The 15,921-nt window shown below is 38.2% G+C and carries 12 protein-coding genes, 1 tRNA gene and 1 rRNA gene; 12 read left to right on the top strand and 2 right to left on the bottom strand.

Annotated elements, in window-relative coordinates; translation table 11 throughout:
- The first annotated feature begins 97 nt into the window (after window positions 1-97).
- The 5 genes from rrf (at window position 98) to E7480_07895 (ending at window position 4,489) form a co-directional block, all read left to right on the top strand.
- Window positions 98-214 (top strand): 5S ribosomal RNA (gene rrf / locus E7480_07915).
- A 300-nt stretch (window positions 215-514) separates the two neighbouring features.
- The gene (locus E7480_07910) at window positions 515-943 is read left to right on the top strand and encodes an HD domain-containing protein (protein ID MBE6904514.1); all 429 of its coding nucleotides are present in this window, start codon (window positions 515-517) and stop codon (window positions 941-943) included.
- A 145-nt stretch (window positions 944-1,088) separates the two neighbouring features.
- A complete protein-coding gene (locus tag E7480_07905; protein MBE6904513.1) occupies window positions 1,089-3,848 on the top strand; it encodes a class I SAM-dependent DNA methyltransferase in 2,760 nt (919 codons plus the stop codon).
- Window positions 3,849-3,906: 58 nt separating this feature from the next.
- The gene (locus E7480_07900) at window positions 3,907-4,248 is read left to right on the top strand and encodes a hypothetical protein (GenBank protein ID MBE6904512.1); all 342 of its coding nucleotides are present in this window, start codon (window positions 3,907-3,909) and stop codon (window positions 4,246-4,248) included.
- Window positions 4,249-4,264: 16 nt separating this feature from the next.
- Window positions 4,265-4,489 (top strand): hypothetical protein, encoded by a 225-nt coding sequence (locus tag E7480_07895; GenBank protein MBE6904511.1) that lies wholly within the window; start codon window positions 4,265-4,267, stop codon window positions 4,487-4,489.
- Window positions 4,490-4,577: 88 nt separating this feature from the next.
- On the opposite strand, the gene E7480_07890 is transcribed toward E7480_07895, so the two are convergent.
- The gene (locus E7480_07890; protein ID MBE6904510.1) at window positions 4,578-6,314 is read right to left on the bottom strand and encodes a hypothetical protein; all 1,737 of its coding nucleotides are present in this window, start codon (window positions 6,312-6,314) and stop codon (window positions 4,578-4,580) included.
- A 68-nt stretch (window positions 6,315-6,382) separates the two neighbouring features.
- Window positions 6,383-10,069 carry a phosphoribosylformylglycinamidine synthase gene (locus E7480_07885; protein ID MBE6904509.1) on the bottom strand — a complete coding sequence of 1,229 codons (3,687 nt, stop codon included), beginning with the start codon at window positions 10,067-10,069 and terminating at the stop codon, window positions 6,383-6,385.
- 189 nt (window positions 10,070-10,258) lie between these two features.
- On the opposite strand from E7480_07885, the gene E7480_07880 reads away from it, so the two are divergent.
- The 7 genes from E7480_07880 to E7480_07850 all read left to right on the top strand — a co-directional run bounded on the left by E7480_07880 (window position 10,259) and on the right by E7480_07850 (window position 15,720).
- The gene (locus E7480_07880) at window positions 10,259-10,486 is read left to right on the top strand and encodes a ferrous iron transport protein A (GenBank protein MBE6904508.1); all 228 of its coding nucleotides are present in this window, start codon (window positions 10,259-10,261) and stop codon (window positions 10,484-10,486) included.
- Window positions 10,487-10,503: 17 nt separating this feature from the next.
- Window positions 10,504-12,513: a ferrous iron transport protein B gene (gene feoB / locus E7480_07875; protein MBE6904507.1), complete on the top strand. Its 2,010-nt coding sequence runs from the start codon at window positions 10,504-10,506 to the stop codon at window positions 12,511-12,513.
- Window positions 12,514-12,663 (top strand): FeoB-associated Cys-rich membrane protein, encoded by a 150-nt coding sequence (locus E7480_07870; protein ID MBE6904506.1) that lies wholly within the window; start codon window positions 12,514-12,516, stop codon window positions 12,661-12,663.
- Between the two features lie 333 nt (window positions 12,664-12,996).
- The gene (locus E7480_07865; GenBank protein MBE6904505.1) at window positions 12,997-13,926 is read left to right on the top strand and encodes a magnesium transporter CorA family protein; all 930 of its coding nucleotides are present in this window, start codon (window positions 12,997-12,999) and stop codon (window positions 13,924-13,926) included.
- Between the two features lie 48 nt (window positions 13,927-13,974).
- On the top strand, window positions 13,975-14,709 hold the full coding sequence (locus E7480_07860; protein ID MBE6904504.1) for a CPBP family intramembrane metalloprotease: 735 nt from the start codon (window positions 13,975-13,977) through the stop codon (window positions 14,707-14,709).
- Window positions 14,710-14,765: 56 nt separating this feature from the next.
- Window positions 14,766-14,841, top strand: a tRNA-Thr gene (locus tag E7480_07855).
- 249 nt (window positions 14,842-15,090) lie between these two features.
- Window positions 15,091-15,720 (top strand): hypothetical protein, encoded by a 630-nt coding sequence (locus E7480_07850; GenBank protein ID MBE6904503.1) that lies wholly within the window; start codon window positions 15,091-15,093, stop codon window positions 15,718-15,720.
- The last annotated feature ends 201 nt before the right edge of the window (window positions 15,721-15,921 follow it).

Raw genomic sequence — 15,921 nt, 5'->3', positions numbered from 1 at the left:
GGTTAAGACGTCGGCCTCTCACGCCGAAAACAGGAGTTCGATTCTCCTACGGGTCACCATAGTTGCTATTAAGAGGAAACTCTTGATATATATTTTAGTCGGTGTCTATGACGATAAGGTCCCACCCGTTCCCATTCCGAACACGGTAGTTAAGCTTATCGGTGCCGAAAATACTTGGCGGGAGACTGCCCGGTAAGATAGGACGATGCCGGCACACAAAAAGGACTTCTTTTTAAGAAGTCCTTTTTTCTATCTAAAATAATAATTTATGCTATATACGATATGAAAAATAGAACCATACTCGCTTCCAAGCCTTAGGGCGCTCTACACCGGTCGGGGGAAGAAAGAATGGTTCTATTAGTATTATATAAAAAAATGATAAGTGTGTCAATTTTTTATATACTTTGAAAAGGGTTATCGGTTTTTTATTTCTTTGACACTTGACAGGTATAGTGTTTTTAGTATGCTTAGCATAAAGAGAGATTTATTATTGCTGTATTAAGGAGGCTGTTTTATGATATACACTCAAAAGACAAAAAAGGCATTGAAATTGTGCTTTGAAGCACATAAAAATCAATGCGATAAGAGCGGATTGCCCTATGTTTTCCATCCTTTTCATTTGGCTGAACAAATGGAAGACGAAGCTACTACCGTTGTTGCCTTGCTTCACGATGTTGTAGAGGATACAGACTATACTTTGCAGGATTTAAGAGATATGGGCTTTGGTGATGAAATTATTGAGGCTATTTCTGCTTTAACTCACGATGATAATGTTGCATATATGGATTACGTTGCGAATATCAAGTTAAATCCAATAGCTAAAAAGGTTAAGCTTGCTGATTTAAAGCATAATAGCGACACCTCTCGCTTAGATGTTGTTACTGATAAAGATTTAGAACGAGAGGCTAAATACCATAAAGCAATAAAGTTTCTTAATGAATAGCTTAGTTTTTCCAAACAATGAGAGTTTGAAATAAATTGCAAGGTGATTATAGTGGGCGAATATAAAATTAAACTACAATCATTATGAAGAAATATATCGACAAGCGGTTTGATGAGTATTTCGGAGTTGGATAAGGAGAAAATTTATGAAGGATACAGAGCGTCGTGTAGCGGCGAAGACATTTGCTGAATATTGGAAAGACAGAGGATATGAAAAGGGCGAAAGTCAGCCGTTTTGGCTTTCTCTTCTTCGTGATGTCTTAGGGGTAGAAGCGCCCGAAAAGTTTATTACCTTTGAGGAACAGGTGCGCCTTGACCATACAAGCTTTATTGACGGTTTTATTCCGTCAACCCATGTACTTATTGAACAGAAAGGCCGTAACAAAGATTTACGAAAAGCTATTAAGCAGTCAGACGGCTCCTTACTTACTCCTTTTCAACAGGCACAGCGTTATTCTGCCGTTTTGCCGTATTCGCAACGCCCTCGCTGGATAATTACCTGTAATTTTGAAGAATTTCTTGTTTACGATATGGAAAAGCCTAACGGCGAGCCTGAGCAAATTTTTGTAAAAGACCTTGCTAAAGAATATTACCGTCTTATGTTCCTTGTAGATACAGGAGATGAAAACATAAAACGTGAAGAAAAGATTTCATTGGAAGCGGGCAAAATTGTAGGTGAGCTGTACGATGAAATTTTAAAGCAATATCACAATCCCGAAAATGACGAAACTCTTAAAAGTCTTAATAAGTTAATTGTCAGATTGGTTTTTTGCCTTTATGCAGAGGATGCGGGTATATTCGGCGGACATTCTAAATTCCATAATTATATTAAGTCTTTCTCTGCCCGTGATATGCGAAAGGCTTTACTTGAGCTGTTTAAAATACTTGATACAAAAATTGAAGACCGAGACCCTTATGAAGAGGAGCAGCTTGCCGCTTTTCCGTATGTAAACGGCGGCTTGTTTGCCGATGAAAATATCGAAATTCCGCAAATGAATGATGAAATCCGCAATTTAATTCTTCGTAATGCAAGTGAGGACTTTGATTGGAGCGATATCAGTCCCACTATCTTCGGCGCCGTATTTGAAAGCACCTTGAATCCCGAAACCCGCCGCAGCGGAGGTATGCACTATACTTCTATTGAAAATATACATAAGGTAATAGACCCATTGTTTCTTGACGAACTGCGTGCCGAGCTTGCCGAAATTAAGGAAATTAAGGTAGCTAAAACAAAAGAAACAAAAATTAATGATTTTTGTAAAAAGCTTGGCAGCCTTACCTTTTTTGATCCCGCCTGCGGCTCGGGCAATTTCCTGACAGAAACCTATATTTCTCTTCGCCGTTTGGAAAATGAAGCATTAGAAGAAATTACAAAAGGCCAAATACTTTTTGATTTCGGAGACGTTATAAAGGTTTCTATCAATCAGTTTTACGGAATAGAGATAAATGACTTTGCAGTAACCGTTGCAAAAACTGCACTTTGGATAGCTGAAAGTCAGATGATGAAGGAAACAGAAGAAATCGTTCATCAAAACCTTGAATTTTTGCCTCTTAAAACAAACGCACATATTGTCGAAGGTAACGCTCTTCGTATAGATTGGGAAAGCGTTGTTCCTAAGAATAAGCTCAATTACATAATGGGCAACCCGCCTTTTGTAGGCGCTCGTCTTATGAACAAGGAGCAAAAGGACGATCTCCTTTCTGTTTTCGGTGCAAAATGGAAGAACGCAGGAAATCTTGACTATGTTGCCTGTTGGTATAAAAAGGCAACAGAATTGATGCGAGGAACAAGCATCAGAACAGCGCTTGTTTCTACAAACTCTGTTTCACAAGGCGAAAGTGTGGCAATTCTGTGGAAGCCTTTGTTTGAAACTGGTATACATATTGATTTTGCTCACCGTACATTCCGTTGGAGTAATGAAGCTAAGAAAACAGCAGCGGTATTTTGTGTTATCATTGGTTTTAGCTTTATTGGATATAAAGATAAATTTATTTATGACGGAGAAAGATTTAATAAAGCAAAAAACATTAATGCTTATTTAGTAGATGCAGAAAATATTTTTATCGAAAGCAGGACTAATCCAATTTGCGATATACCTAAAATAGGAATAGGAAATCAGCCAATTGATGGCGGCTTTTATCTGTTTAAAAAAGAAGAAATGGAAAGCTTTATACAAAAAGAGCCGTGTTCTGAAAAATATTTTAAGCCTTGGATAGGCTCTGACGAATTTATCAAAAGATATTTCAGATATTGTTTATGGCTTGGAGAGTGTCCTCCAAATGAATTGCGTAAAATGCCTGAATGTATGAAAAGGGTTGAAGCAGTTAGAAAATTTCGTCTTTCGAGCAATAGAAAATCCACATTAAAGCTGGCAGATACACCTACTCGTTTTCAAACTGAAAATATGCCTAATGAGGAATATATTGTTATACCAGAGGTTTCAACTCAAAGCAGAAGATATATACCTATTGGCTTTTTAACTCCTGATATTTTATGTAGTAATTTAGTGAAAATAATACCTGAAGCAAAGATGTATCATTTTGGCATACTTACCTCAAATGTTCATATGGCGTGGGTTAGACAAGTGTGTGGCAGATTAGGTAACGGGTATCGTTATTCTAAAGATATTGTGTATAACAATTTTCCGTGGCCGACGCCTACCGAGGAGCAAAAGGCAGCTATTGAAAAAACGGCTCAGGCAATTCTTGATGCCCGTGCACTCTATCCCGATTGTTCACTTGCCGATTTATATGATGAGGTTGCTATGCCGCCCGAGCTTCGCAAAGCACATCAAGAAAATGACAAAGCCGTTATGCGTGCATACGGCTTCTGGGGCAAGCTCAACACCGAATCCGAGTGCGTAGCAGAGCTTATGAAGATGTATCAAGAGTTGACACAAAAGTAAAATTATGTATAAAGGAGATAATTTGTGTATGCAAAAAACAAAACACATAAACAAAAAAATGTTTACGACAGGGGACGGAATAACTGTCATTAGTAGAGACTATACTTGTGCAGATTTTAAATATGAAATACTAAAAGAAGAAATAGAGGCATTTCAAAGTGAATTATCAGAAGAATATGATGTAATGGTTCAGTTAACTTCTTTTGGTTCACAGATGATTATGCAGGTAACAAACATTGGATATCAAAATCCAGATGTCTTATTTTTCTATGGATTTTGTAACGGACAGAAAGCACAACTCATTCAGCATATTTCTCAACTGAGTTTTATGTTATTATCAATAAAAAAAGAAGAACCTAATAGAAAGCCGAATAGGATTGGTTTCATAGTTAAAGAATAGCGAAAGGAGATATAATATGAATACTTTTTACAACCAAATGTTCAATCCGCAATATGTAAATTTGCAATATTATCGTCAAATAGAGCAATTACAATATCAAGCCAAGCAAAATGAAGAGGTTGCAAATGCAGTTAAAGCAATACGTGATTTGTGCAAAGCTATAAAAGAGTTGGATAATCAGCATCAGATGATTGCTTTGTCTGCTTGTCTTGCAGAAATGGCAAGAGAATTTAATTGGTAACAAAAGAATAGTGCAAGTTACATATATAAATACACAAAGAGCAGACACGTAAAATGTCTGCTCTTTTTCTATAACACTATCTTTTCATTTAAGCCTTTGACCAGATTTCTTTTATTTTAGCTTCGTCGCCGAAGCCGTAGGAGGTAAGAGAGTTGTCGTGGGCAAAGTAATTATCATAAATATCCCTTGACATAATATAAGCACCTCTGCTTCCTACCATACACAGTCTTCCTGCAGGGTCTGTTTCTTTAACCCAGTTGTATGCGTATTCAAGCCATTTATGTCTGTAAGAGGCAGGCTGATTTGCAAACCAGCTTATATCATCCAAGCCCCATACACCGCAAACCATCCACGATGTTGCAGGGGGATGTGCCATATTGAGATATTTTTTGTCTCCCGGCCAGAAATTATCTATTTCTACAAAATAGGGCAGACTTTCGCAGCTCCAACCGCTGTAGGTTTTTCCGCCTAAGCTTCTTTTATAGATAGAGTCAAGATGGTTTACTTTAAAAACAACCTTTTGAGGATTTTGCTCGGTGGGTGCGTGGTCGACAGAGCCATCTTCGGCAACGCCTCTCATTGGGAATGCGTGAAAATCAAAAAGTAAAACGCCGTCGGGACCTACCATGCCGTGAGTATGAGCATTGTTGAAAACAAAATGCCTTCTTGCATTCTTTGTGGCATACTCACGCACCATATTTATAAGTCTGCTGTAGCAAGCGTGATTTTTATCATATTTGCCTATAAGCATTACCTGTCCCCAGTGTATTGCTTCAAAGCCTGCGTCAATATATTGACACGCTCTGTAATAGAAATACATCTGTGTTTCTAATTGAGTTATATCGGGAACTGATAATTTGTTTTTCCAATAATTCACATATTCACCGTTTGGGAAAAGCATTTTTTCATAGGAAAATGTTCTGTTTTCGGGCTTTTGTCCGAAAGCTTCAAATACCCAAGCAGGAATTGCCACTTGCTTACAGCTTGCATCTACCGTTTCAAAAATACAGGTTTCAAAAACTATATCAGGGTCAATTTCGTGTACCTTATCTATTACCTTACGATATTCTGAAACAGCCTTATCGTAGTTTGTTTCGGGAATCCACGGTATTGCCGCACGGCTTATATATTTTGCGCCTGTATTCAAAATCAATCTTATATCCTCGTCATATGTATCGTGAAATATTGAAAGCAAGGATAGGGTGATTGATTTTGCAAGATAGTTTTTAAGGACATCCTGTGAAATAACCTTGTCAAATTTATAATTTTTTCCGTCTTCAATTCTTTTTACAGTCATAAAACAAGCACCTGCTTCAGTTGAATTTACATGCTTTATAGTTTTGTTGTTTTTAAAAGCTTCTACTTTCCAACAATATGTTCTTCCTAAAACTAAATCAAAATCAAGCTTATATTTCGCAGTTTTGATGTTACTTTGCTTTTTTAACAGCTTGAAAGAGCTTTCGCTTTTTTCGTATAAATAAAAGGTGTAGCTTTTTGCACCTATATCTGTCCAGGAAAACTCGGGCTTATTTGTCAGGCTGTAGCCGTTGTCGGAAGGAAAATCAAGCATAAGATTATAATATAAATCTTCCTCTGTAAAAACATAATCAGGTCTTGCCTGTGAAGATGATGAGGGGGAAGAGGAAGAAGGCTGAGGTTGTACCTTTGACTCTTCTGAGGAGGGCTGGGATACCTCTGAGCTTATTTCTGAGGATTGCAAGGCTTGAGATATTTCAGAGCTTTGCATACCGCTATCACCATTATTACAGCTTACAAACAGAAAAAGCAATAATATTACAAGGGTAAAAGAAACAATTCTTTTCATTTTTTCACCTAAAAGAAAAGTGTCCGACGTTGATTAACGTCGGACACTAAAATTACGTTTTCAACGGACTATTTAAAATATTTTACGCCACTTTCGAAGATTTTAATATCAAAGTTTCCGTAAATGTTTCTATACAGGTTAGCGCCTGTTCTTTCGCTATGTCCCATTTTACCGAATACTCTTCCGTCTGCAGAGGTGATACCCTCTATAGCAAGCATTGAAGCATTGGGGTTATGGAAGATATCCATTGTGGGATTTCCGTTTAAATCAACGTATTGTGTTGCTATTTGTCCGTTAGCCTTAAGCGCTGCAAGAACCTCGTCATTGGCTACAAAACGGCCTTCTCCGTGAGAAATCGGAACCTCAAAAACATCTCCTACATTTACGCCGGAAAGCCAAGGAGAAAGAGTGCTGGAAACTCTTGTTCTTACAATGGCGGATTGGTGACGGCTTATTTCGTTAAATGTAAGTGTAGGACATTTATCGGTCATAGGAACGATTTTTCCAAAGGGAACAAGACCTAATTTAATAAGTGCCTGGAAACCGTTACAGATACCTAACATAAGTCCGTCACGGCTTTCCAAAAGCTCGCTTACAGCGTAAGAGATTTTTTCGTTTCTGAAGAAGGTTGCGATAAATTTACCTGAACCGTCAGGCTCGTCACCGCCTGAGAAGCCACCGGGAAGCATAACTATCTGAGCTTGGGAGATAGCCTTGTAAAGCTCTTCCACAGAATCACTTATATCAGCTTCGTTGCGGTTTCTTATAACGATTATTTTAGCCTGTGCACCTGCTTTTTCAAAAGCTCTTGCTGTATCGTATTCACAGTTTGTGCCGGGGAATACAGGAATAACAACGGTAGGCTTTGCACATTTGATTGCGGGAGATTGAGCGCTTCTGCCGTTAAAGCTTATTGCTTCTACAAGCTTGGGCTCTGTTTTTGCTTTTGTGGGGAATACCTTTTCAAGAGGCTTGCACCATACATCGCAAGCGTTATTCAAATCAATTTCACAGCCGTTTACTAAAATAACGGGCTTGTCAATAGTTTTACCTATCAATTCAAAGTTAAGCTCTGCATCACTTTCAATAACTATTGAGCCAAACAGACTGTCAAAGATATCTTTTTCATTGAGGTTGCCTTCAAAGCCGATTTTGTTTCCGAAGCTCATTTTTGAAATAGCTTCGCAAAGACCGCCTGAGGTAAGCGCAAAGGTTGATAAAATCTTGCCGTCATCTATAAGGGCTTTAAGCTCTCTGTACATTTCTTTAAGCTTACTGTACTCAGGAAGACTGTTTTTATCAAGAGGAGCTCTTAACAGATAAACCTTGCTTCCTGCCTTTTTGAAATCATTGGTTACAATCTTAGAAGCCTTGTAAACACTTACAGCAAAAGAGGTTAGTGTAGGAGGAACATCAATATCCTCAAAGGTACCGGACATACTGTCCTTTCCTCCGATAGAGCCTAAAGAAAGTCCCAGCTGTGCCTGTATAGAGCCAAGCAGTGCTTCAAAGGGAAGTCCCCAACGCTCAGGGTCATTCTTGGTACGGGGGAAATATTCCTGGAAGGTAAGCCACATTTTATCAAGGTTACCGCCTGCAGCAACAAGCTTGGAAACGGATTCAACAACTGCAAAAGCAGCTCCGTGGAAGGGGCTTTTTGAAGAAAGAACGGGGTCAAAGCCGTAAGCCATCATAGAGCAATCGTCTGTAGTTCCGTTAAGAACGGGAAGCTTTGCAGCCATATACTGACTTTCTGTCTGCATATATTTACCGCCGTAAGGCATAAGTACAGTGCCTGCGCCGATAGTGCTGTCAAATCTCTCTACAAGACCTCTCTGAGAGCAAACGTTAAGCTTTTCAAGAGTTTTAAGCCATTTTTCACTTAAATTACCCTCGGGAAGCTCGGGAGTTAAAATATTTTCAATGTCCCTTGCAGGAACTTTAACGCTTGTATGCTTTTCAGCGCCGTTTGAATTTAAGAATTCACGGGAAATGCTTACAATTCTCTTTCCGTAAAATTCCATTTCAAGACGAGGCTCTTCGGTTACAACAGCTACCTGCTGAGCATTTAGGTTTTCAGAGTTTGCAAGAGAGATAAATTTATCAACATCCTCAGCAGCAATTACAACTGCCATTCTTTCCTGAGATTCGGAAATTGCAAGCTCTGTACCTGTAAGGCCCTCGTATTTTTTGGGAACAGCATTAAGGTTGATTAAAAGACCGTCAGCCAATTCTCCGATAGCAACGGAAACACCGCCTGCACCGAAGTCGTTACAGCGTTTAATAAGCTTTGTAGCTTCGGGATTTCTGAAAAGTCTCTGAAGCTTTCTTTCCTCGGGCGCATTTCCTTTTTGAACCTCTGCGCCGCAGGTTGTAATGGATTCTTTAGTGTGTGATTTGGAAGAGCCTGTAGCACCGCCGCAACCGTCACGGCCTGTAGCACCGCCCAAAAGAATAACTACATCTCCGGGTGAAGGAACAAGTCTTACAACGTTTTCACAGGGAGCAGCGCCCATAACAGCGCCTATTTCCATTCTTTTTGCAGTATATCCATCGTGATAAAGCTCTTTTACAAAGCCTGTAGCAAGACCTATCTGGTTACCGTAAGAGGAATAGCCAGAAGCCGCACCCAAAGTGATTTTTCTTTGAGGAAGCTTTCCGGGAATTGTTTCTTCAACTGTTTTTCTCGGGTCGGAAGCGCCTGTAATACGCATAGCCTGATATACATAGGAGCGACCTGAAAGCGGGTCTCTTATAGCTCCGCCCAAGCAGGTCGCAGCGCCGCCGAATGGCTCAATCTCGGTGGGGTGATTGTGGGTTTCGTTCTTGAACATAAGAAGCCACTGCTGAGGCTCACCGTCCACCTCAATAGTTACTTTAACACTGCAAGCGTTGATTTCTTCGCTTTCGTCAAGGTCATTTAAAAGACCTTGCTTTTTAAGATGCTTTGCGGCAAAAACAGCCATATCCATAAGGCACTGAGGCTTTACGGGATTTCTTAATTGTAAATATGAGTCATATACTTCTTTAACGTAATCGGGCTCAATATCAACATTTTCAATCTGAGTTAAAAAGGTTGTATGACGGCAGTGGTCGGACCAATAAGTATCTATCATACGGATTTCGGAAATTGTGGGGTCACGCTTTTCGTCATTTTTAAAATAGTTCTGGCAAAATTCGATATCGTCAATATCCATAGCCAAAGCATATTTTTCGACAAAATCCGCAAGACCGTTTCTGTCAAGAGCAATAAAGCCGTCAAGAGTTTCAACAGTGGTGGGAGTTTCAAAATTTTGCTGTAAGTCCTCAGCAGTAGCCAAAGAAGCCTCACGGCTTTCTACGGGGTTTATAAGATAAGCTTTGATTTGCTCCTCCTTACCCTTGATATCACCGCTTAAAATATATACTGTAGCGCTTCTGACAATAGGGGGCTCTTTACCTGTTAAAAGAGAAATACAGTGTGCACAAGAGTCAGCACGCTGGTCAAACTGACCGGGTAAATACTCAACGGCAAAGACAAACTCACCCTGGGGAAGCTTTTCATATGTAACATCTACCTGAGGCTCGGAAAAAACAATATCCCTTGCCTTGTCAAAATCATCTTTATTTAAGCCCTGCACATCATATCTGTTTATAAGACGTAAAGACTTTAAGCCTTCTAATTTTAAGTTTTCTTTTAAATCAGAAAAAACGCTGTCAGCCTGTGCGGCATAATCCTTCATTTTTTCAACATAAATTCTGTAAACCTGATTCATTGAAACTCTCCCTTTTTTTGCATCATTTTAATCCTTTTTATATTGTATCATATATAAAAGCGTTTTTCAAATGTTTTCTTCGTTTTTAATAAAGAAAATAATAAAAAATTTTGCTTGAATTATTGACAAAAACAGGGAAATATGATAACTTGATAGTTAGTTGTAGCTAACCGACGAAGGAGACTGATTATGACATTAGATAAATTAGAGCAAAAGAAGAATGCAATTATTACAAAAGTCGGCGGAGAAGGACCGTTGAGACTTCGTTTGCTCGATATGGGAATAATTCCGAAAACTAAAGTACAGGTCATTAAGAGAGCGCCTCTGGGCGACCCGATAGAGATAAGAGTAAGAGGGTATGAGGTTACCTTAAGGCTTGAAGATGCAAGGCTTATTGAAATTGAGATTGAAAAATAAACGGGAGAAACTGATATATGAATTTTGCGTTAGTAGGCAATCAAAACAGCGGGAAAACGACTCTTTTTAATGCTTTGACAGGCTCAAATCAGCACGTCGGAAATTTTCCTGGTGTAACTGTTGATTTGAAAAAAGGAAAAATCAAAAACACTAAGGATGCAACTGTAGTTGATTTGCCGGGTATTTATTCAATACGCCCTTATTCAAGTGAAGAGATTATTACAAGGGATTATATTATAAACAATAAGCCCGATGCCATAATAAATATTGTAGATGCTACAAATTTAGAGAGAAATTTATATCTTTCTTTACAGCTTTTAGAGCTTAAAACTCCTACAGTATTAGCTTTAAATATGATGGATGAGGTAAAGGGTAACGGCGGAACAATAAACGTTTCGGAGCTATCAAGACTTTTAGGAGTTCCCGTTGTTCCTATTTCAGCTGTTAAAAATGAAGGTGTTTCAGAGCTTGTTGTTTGCGCTTTGGAGGTTGCAAAAAATAAACAGCTTCCCAAGGTTTATGATTTTTGTTCTTCAGGACCTGTTCACCGCTGTATTCACGCTGTTTCCCATCTTATTGAGGACCACGCTGAAAAGCTCAATATCCCTTCAAGATTTGCGGCTACACGTCTTATAGAGGGCGACGACGATATTGCTCAGAAGCTAAAGCTTGACCAAAAAGAAATACATACGCTTAATCACGCTGTTTCCGATATGGAAAACGAAAGCGGTCTTGATAAAAATGCGGCTCTTGCCGATATGCGCTATACCTTTATTGAAAATGTCTGCCGTAAAACCGTTGTTAAAGTAAAAGAGAGTAAGGAGCATATAAGAAGCGTTAAAATAGATAAGATACTTACCAATAAATATGCGGCGCTTCCTATCTTTTTTGTAATAATGCTGCTTATTTTTAAGCTTACCTTTGATGTTGTAGGAAGCTTCCTTTCTGATTTACTGTCAGCAGGGGTAGAGTGGCTGACAGGAATAGTTGACAATATCTTGACAAATTACGGAATAAATGAGGTAATTCACAGTCTGATTATAGACGGCGTTTTTGCGGGAGTGGGAAGCGTGCTTTCCTTCCTGCCTCTTATAGTAGTGCTGTTTTTCTTTTTGTCTATACTTGAGGATACAGGCTATATGGCACGAATTGCCTTTGTAATGGACAGACTTTTAAGAGGAATAGGACTTTCGGGAAAAAGCTTTGTACCTATGATTATAGGCTTTGGCTGTTCTGTACCTGCAATAATGGCAACGAGAACCTTGCCCAGCAACAGAGACAGAAAAATGACTATACTTCTGACTCCGTTTATGAGCTGTTCTGCAAAAATTCCTATCTATACAGTTTTTTGTGCGGCGTTTTTCCCAAAAAGTGCGGCTTTGGTTATGATGTGCCTTTATTTAGGCGGTATGGCGGTGGGAACAGCAGTTGCTTTTGTTCTCAATAAAACAGCCTTTAAGGGAAAGCCTGTTCCCTTTGTTATGGAGCTTCCCAATTACCGTCTTTTTTCCTTGAAAAGCGTTATTATACTTATGTGGGAAAAGGCAAAGGATTTTATTTATAAAGCCTTTACTGTTATTTTTATAGCTACGGTTATAATATGGTTTTTGGGAGCCTTTGATGTAAGACTTAATTTTGTTACTGACAGCTCTCAAAGTCTGCTTGCCGCAATAGGACAGTTTATTTCACCTTTATTTGTACCCTTAGGCTTTGCCGATTGGCGAATAACAACAGCTCTCATTACAGGCTTTTCAGCTAAAGAAGCTGTTGTCAGCACCTTGGGCGTTCTTACAAATACGGGAATTTCAGAGCTTAAAAATATATTGCCTCAGCTTTTTACCACAGCATCGGCAATAAGCTTTTTGACATTTACGTTGCTCTATACCCCTTGCGTTGCAGCGGTTGCAACTATCAAAAGAGAATTAGGCTCGAAGCTTAAAACCTTGGGAGTAGTTATTTCTCAGTGCGTAATTGCGTGGATAGTAGCATATGTAATATATAATATAGCTGTCTTGGTGATTGGTTAAATGAAAGCTTTAGATGTAATTGTTTTAATTGTTGTTTTGGTTGCTATAGGCTTTGCGATTTATTCAACTGTAAAAAACAGAAAAAAAGGCGGCTGTTGCGGAAATTGCAACAAATGCAGCGAATGTACCGACAAAGAAAAGCACAAATGAAAAAGAATGAAAAACAGAGATTTTAAATGATAATCTCTGTTTTTGCACTTTATACCCCCTTTTTGAGTTGAAAAATTGTGATTTTCGCCGTTTTTTAACTAAAATTTATAATATGAGGTTGCAATTTGATTTTTTAGGGTGTATAATGATAAAAGACTTTATGTTATTTGATTAAAAATGGAGGGATAGTTGTGCCTGACGCGGCAGATTATTACAGTAGAAACTTAATAAGCTAAAGCAGAGCGTAGGCATAATATGCAGTTGCGCTCTGAAAATGAGCGCCGGTTTCAAAAAAAGAAAGGAGCGGGGCTTTTGTACCCCTGAGAAGCTGAAATGATTGCATATTACAAAACTATCGGTTCAAAAATCGAAAAACTCAATTCTATTGAAAAAGACTGTTGGATAAACGTTACAAGTCCTGACGAGAGAGAAATAGCGTTTTTAACAACTGAGCTTGGCCTTGACACTGGCTTTTTAAAGTCAGCGTTGGACGAAGAGGAAAGCTCTCATATTGACAGTGAGGATAATCAGACTCTTATTATAGTCGATGCTCCCGTTATGGAAAAGGAAGAAGCGGGCACTGTAAAATACGGAACTATTCCTTTGGGTATCATAATCACTAAGGAGCATATTATAACAGTATGTCTTAAGCAGACAACCGTTATCAGCGATTTTACAGACGGTATTGTTAAAAGTACCAATACAGCTTTAAAAACAAGATTTGTATTGCTTTTATTGCTCAGAGTTGCCACGAGATTTCTTCATTACCTTAAGCAAATAGATAAGCTTTCCAATTACATTGAAAAGCAGCTTCACCGTTCTATGAAAAATAAGGAGCTTATTCAGCTTCTCGATTTGGAAAAATCCCTTGTGTTCTTTTCAACCTCTCTCAAATCAAATGAGGTTACTCTTGAGAAAATTCTCAGAGGCAGAATTATAAAGCTTTACGAAGAGGACCAGGATATTCTTGAGGACGTACTTATAGAAATTAAACAGGCTATTGAAATGTCCAATATTTACAGTAACATTCTTAGCGGAACAATGGATGCTTTTGCATCGGTTATTTCAAATAATCTGAATATTGTTATGAAGCGTCTTACCTCTATTACAATTCTTATGGCAATCCCCACTATGATTGCAAGCTTTTACGGAATGAATACTACCTGGCTTCCTTTCAGAGAACATTTCTGGTTCCCCGTAGTTCTTTCTGTAGTGGCAACTGTTGTAAGTGCAATAGTTTTAATAAAGAAAAAGATGTTTTAAATTAAGCGGTAAGGTTTCTCCTTGCCGCTTTTGATTAGGAGAAGCAGTATGAAAAAGCTATATGAAAAAAGCCAGCTATGGTTTTCGCTTGTCTGGATAATTGCTTATGTTGTAATCACAAGTGTTGCAGACGGACTTTCCGAAAGCTTGGGAATTGCTAAAGCTTTAACCCTTGTTGTTCATATAATTATGTCGCTGTCTGCCTTTATTTTTATTAAGAAAAATAATCTGCTGTCAGAATACGGCTTTTGCAAAACACCGTTTAAAGCATCAAAATATTTATTTTATATTCCTCTTGTGATTTTAGTAAGTGTTAATTTTTGGTTTGGCATCAGAATAAATATGCCTGTAACAGAAACAATTTTTTATATAGGCAGTATGATATGTGTCGGATTTTTAGAGGAGCTTATTTTCAGAGGCTTTCTGTTTAAAGCTATGGCAAAGGATAATCTTAAAGTTGCAGTGGCAGTATCAAGCATAACCTTTGGAATAGGGCATATTGTAAATCTTGTAAACGGCAGCGGTGCTTTACTTGTTGCAACAATATGTCAAATCTTTTACGCAATAGCAGTGGGCTATCTTTTTGTAATTATTTTTCATAGAGGAAGAAGCCTTTTTCCCTGCATAGCGGCCCACAGCCTTGTAAATGCTACAAGTGCTTTCACCAACGAAACAGCTATGGGTGATGCTGTAAATATATTTACATCGGTGATTATTTGTGTTGTCGCCATTTCCTATTCTCTTATTTTAAGAAAAACTCTTAGAGAAGATAAAAAAATATAAAAAAGGTATTGAAATCGGTTTTACAATGTGCTATAATATACAGGCGTTGAAAAAATGCTGTTATAGCTCAGTAGGTAGAGTGCGTCCTTGGTAAGGACGAGGTCACCGGTTCAATCCCGGTTAACAGCTCCAAAAAAAGAACGAAGAGAAATCTTCGTTCTTTTTTTATCCAATCCGAAGGATTGGTATGTAATCGCCGTTAGGCGTATGTAATTCGTTTGCAGTGCAAACGGTATGGCATCACCGCAGGTGTATTCCCTTCGGATTGATTACATACCACCTACAGTGGATTACAATCACGGCGTTGCCGTGATTACATACAAGGCTTCACCTTGATTTACAAACGGTTTTCTGCTATACTAAACCCAAGGCGGTGATAAGGTGAAGCGTATTAGTAATGCGAAATTTAAAAGAATGACGATTGTTTCGATTATTACTTTTTCTTTGCTTGTTTTATTGGCTGCTTTTATTTATTTTCTTCCAGACTTATTTCCTGAACCCAAATATAACGAATTAAACGAAAAGAATATTGTTATTTCTCGTTTAACCGTAAGTCACGGTCGTGGTGGAAATGTATACCAAATTTACACACTAAATGGAGAAGCATATAATTTAACAGGCGATTTTGATTGCGATAACATTAGGAATGTTTTTGTTGAAAATACAAAGGCGACGATAAAGTGGAGCAGAAATCGTTTTTTATTATTCCCTGATTATGCAGAAGAAGTAATAGTGGACGGAAAGACATTTGTTTCCTACAATAATGATGATCCAATTTCCAGGGGTCCTTACTTTATTTTTGCCGGTTTTTTGACCTTAAGTGGTGTAGCATTTTTATCGTGCCGTTTTTGGTGGATTAAGCATTTGAAAACAAAGCAAGAAAATCGAGATAGAAGAATTGAGAAAAAAATACGGTCAAAAGGAATAGAAAATCAAGTTTTTAGACCGGTTCCGTTTACTTCACAAAACGAAGTTGCGTTTAAAACGCAAATGTACGTTTTTGTGAAGTAAATGATATCGAAGCCGGAGAAAAAGTAACGATTTTAGTAAGTAATCCTAAAAGAAAATCCGTTCTCAAAAGAGAACGGATTTTCTTGTTAAAGGGTGAGTTATACTATCAAGTGCAACAGTTAAATAAAAAAAGACAGCTCATATAAATCTATGGTATAATGTAAATGCGACTAAACAAAAACCAAGGAGAATTCATATGAG

The sequence above is a fragment of the Oscillospiraceae bacterium genome, from assembly GCA_015067255.1.
Classification (GTDB): Bacteria; Bacillota; Clostridia; order Oscillospirales; family SIG519; genus SIG519.
This window is presented reverse-complemented; position numbering and strand designations above follow the sequence as displayed.

What these genes read in the sequence shown, in the direction of transcription:
- feoB (MBE6904507.1), top strand. Translation starts at nt 10,504, where the DNA reads ATGAATTTTGCGTTAGTAGGCAATCAAAACAGCGGGAAAACGACTCTT.
- E7480_07900 (MBE6904512.1), top strand. Translation starts at nt 3,907, where the DNA reads ATGTTTACGACAGGGGACGGAATAACTGTCATTAGTAGAGACTATACT.
- E7480_07860 (MBE6904504.1), top strand. Translation starts at nt 13,975, where the DNA reads ATGAAAAAGCTATATGAAAAAAGCCAGCTATGGTTTTCGCTTGTCTGG.
- E7480_07885 (MBE6904509.1), bottom strand. Translation starts at nt 10,069, where the DNA reads ATGAATCAGGTTTACAGAATTTATGTTGAAAAAATGAAGGATTATGCC.
- E7480_07890 (MBE6904510.1), bottom strand. Translation starts at nt 6,314, where the DNA reads ATGAAAAGAATTGTTTCTTTTACCCTTGTAATATTATTGCTTTTTCTG.
- E7480_07895 (MBE6904511.1), top strand. Translation starts at nt 4,265, where the DNA reads ATGAATACTTTTTACAACCAAATGTTCAATCCGCAATATGTAAATTTG.
- E7480_07910 (MBE6904514.1), top strand. Translation starts at nt 515, where the DNA reads ATGATATACACTCAAAAGACAAAAAAGGCATTGAAATTGTGCTTTGAA.
- E7480_07865 (MBE6904505.1), top strand. Translation starts at nt 12,997, where the DNA reads ATGATTGCATATTACAAAACTATCGGTTCAAAAATCGAAAAACTCAAT.
- E7480_07905 (MBE6904513.1), top strand. Translation starts at nt 1,089, where the DNA reads ATGAAGGATACAGAGCGTCGTGTAGCGGCGAAGACATTTGCTGAATAT.
- E7480_07870 (MBE6904506.1), top strand. Translation starts at nt 12,514, where the DNA reads ATGAAAGCTTTAGATGTAATTGTTTTAATTGTTGTTTTGGTTGCTATA.
- E7480_07880 (MBE6904508.1), top strand. Translation starts at nt 10,259, where the DNA reads ATGACATTAGATAAATTAGAGCAAAAGAAGAATGCAATTATTACAAAA.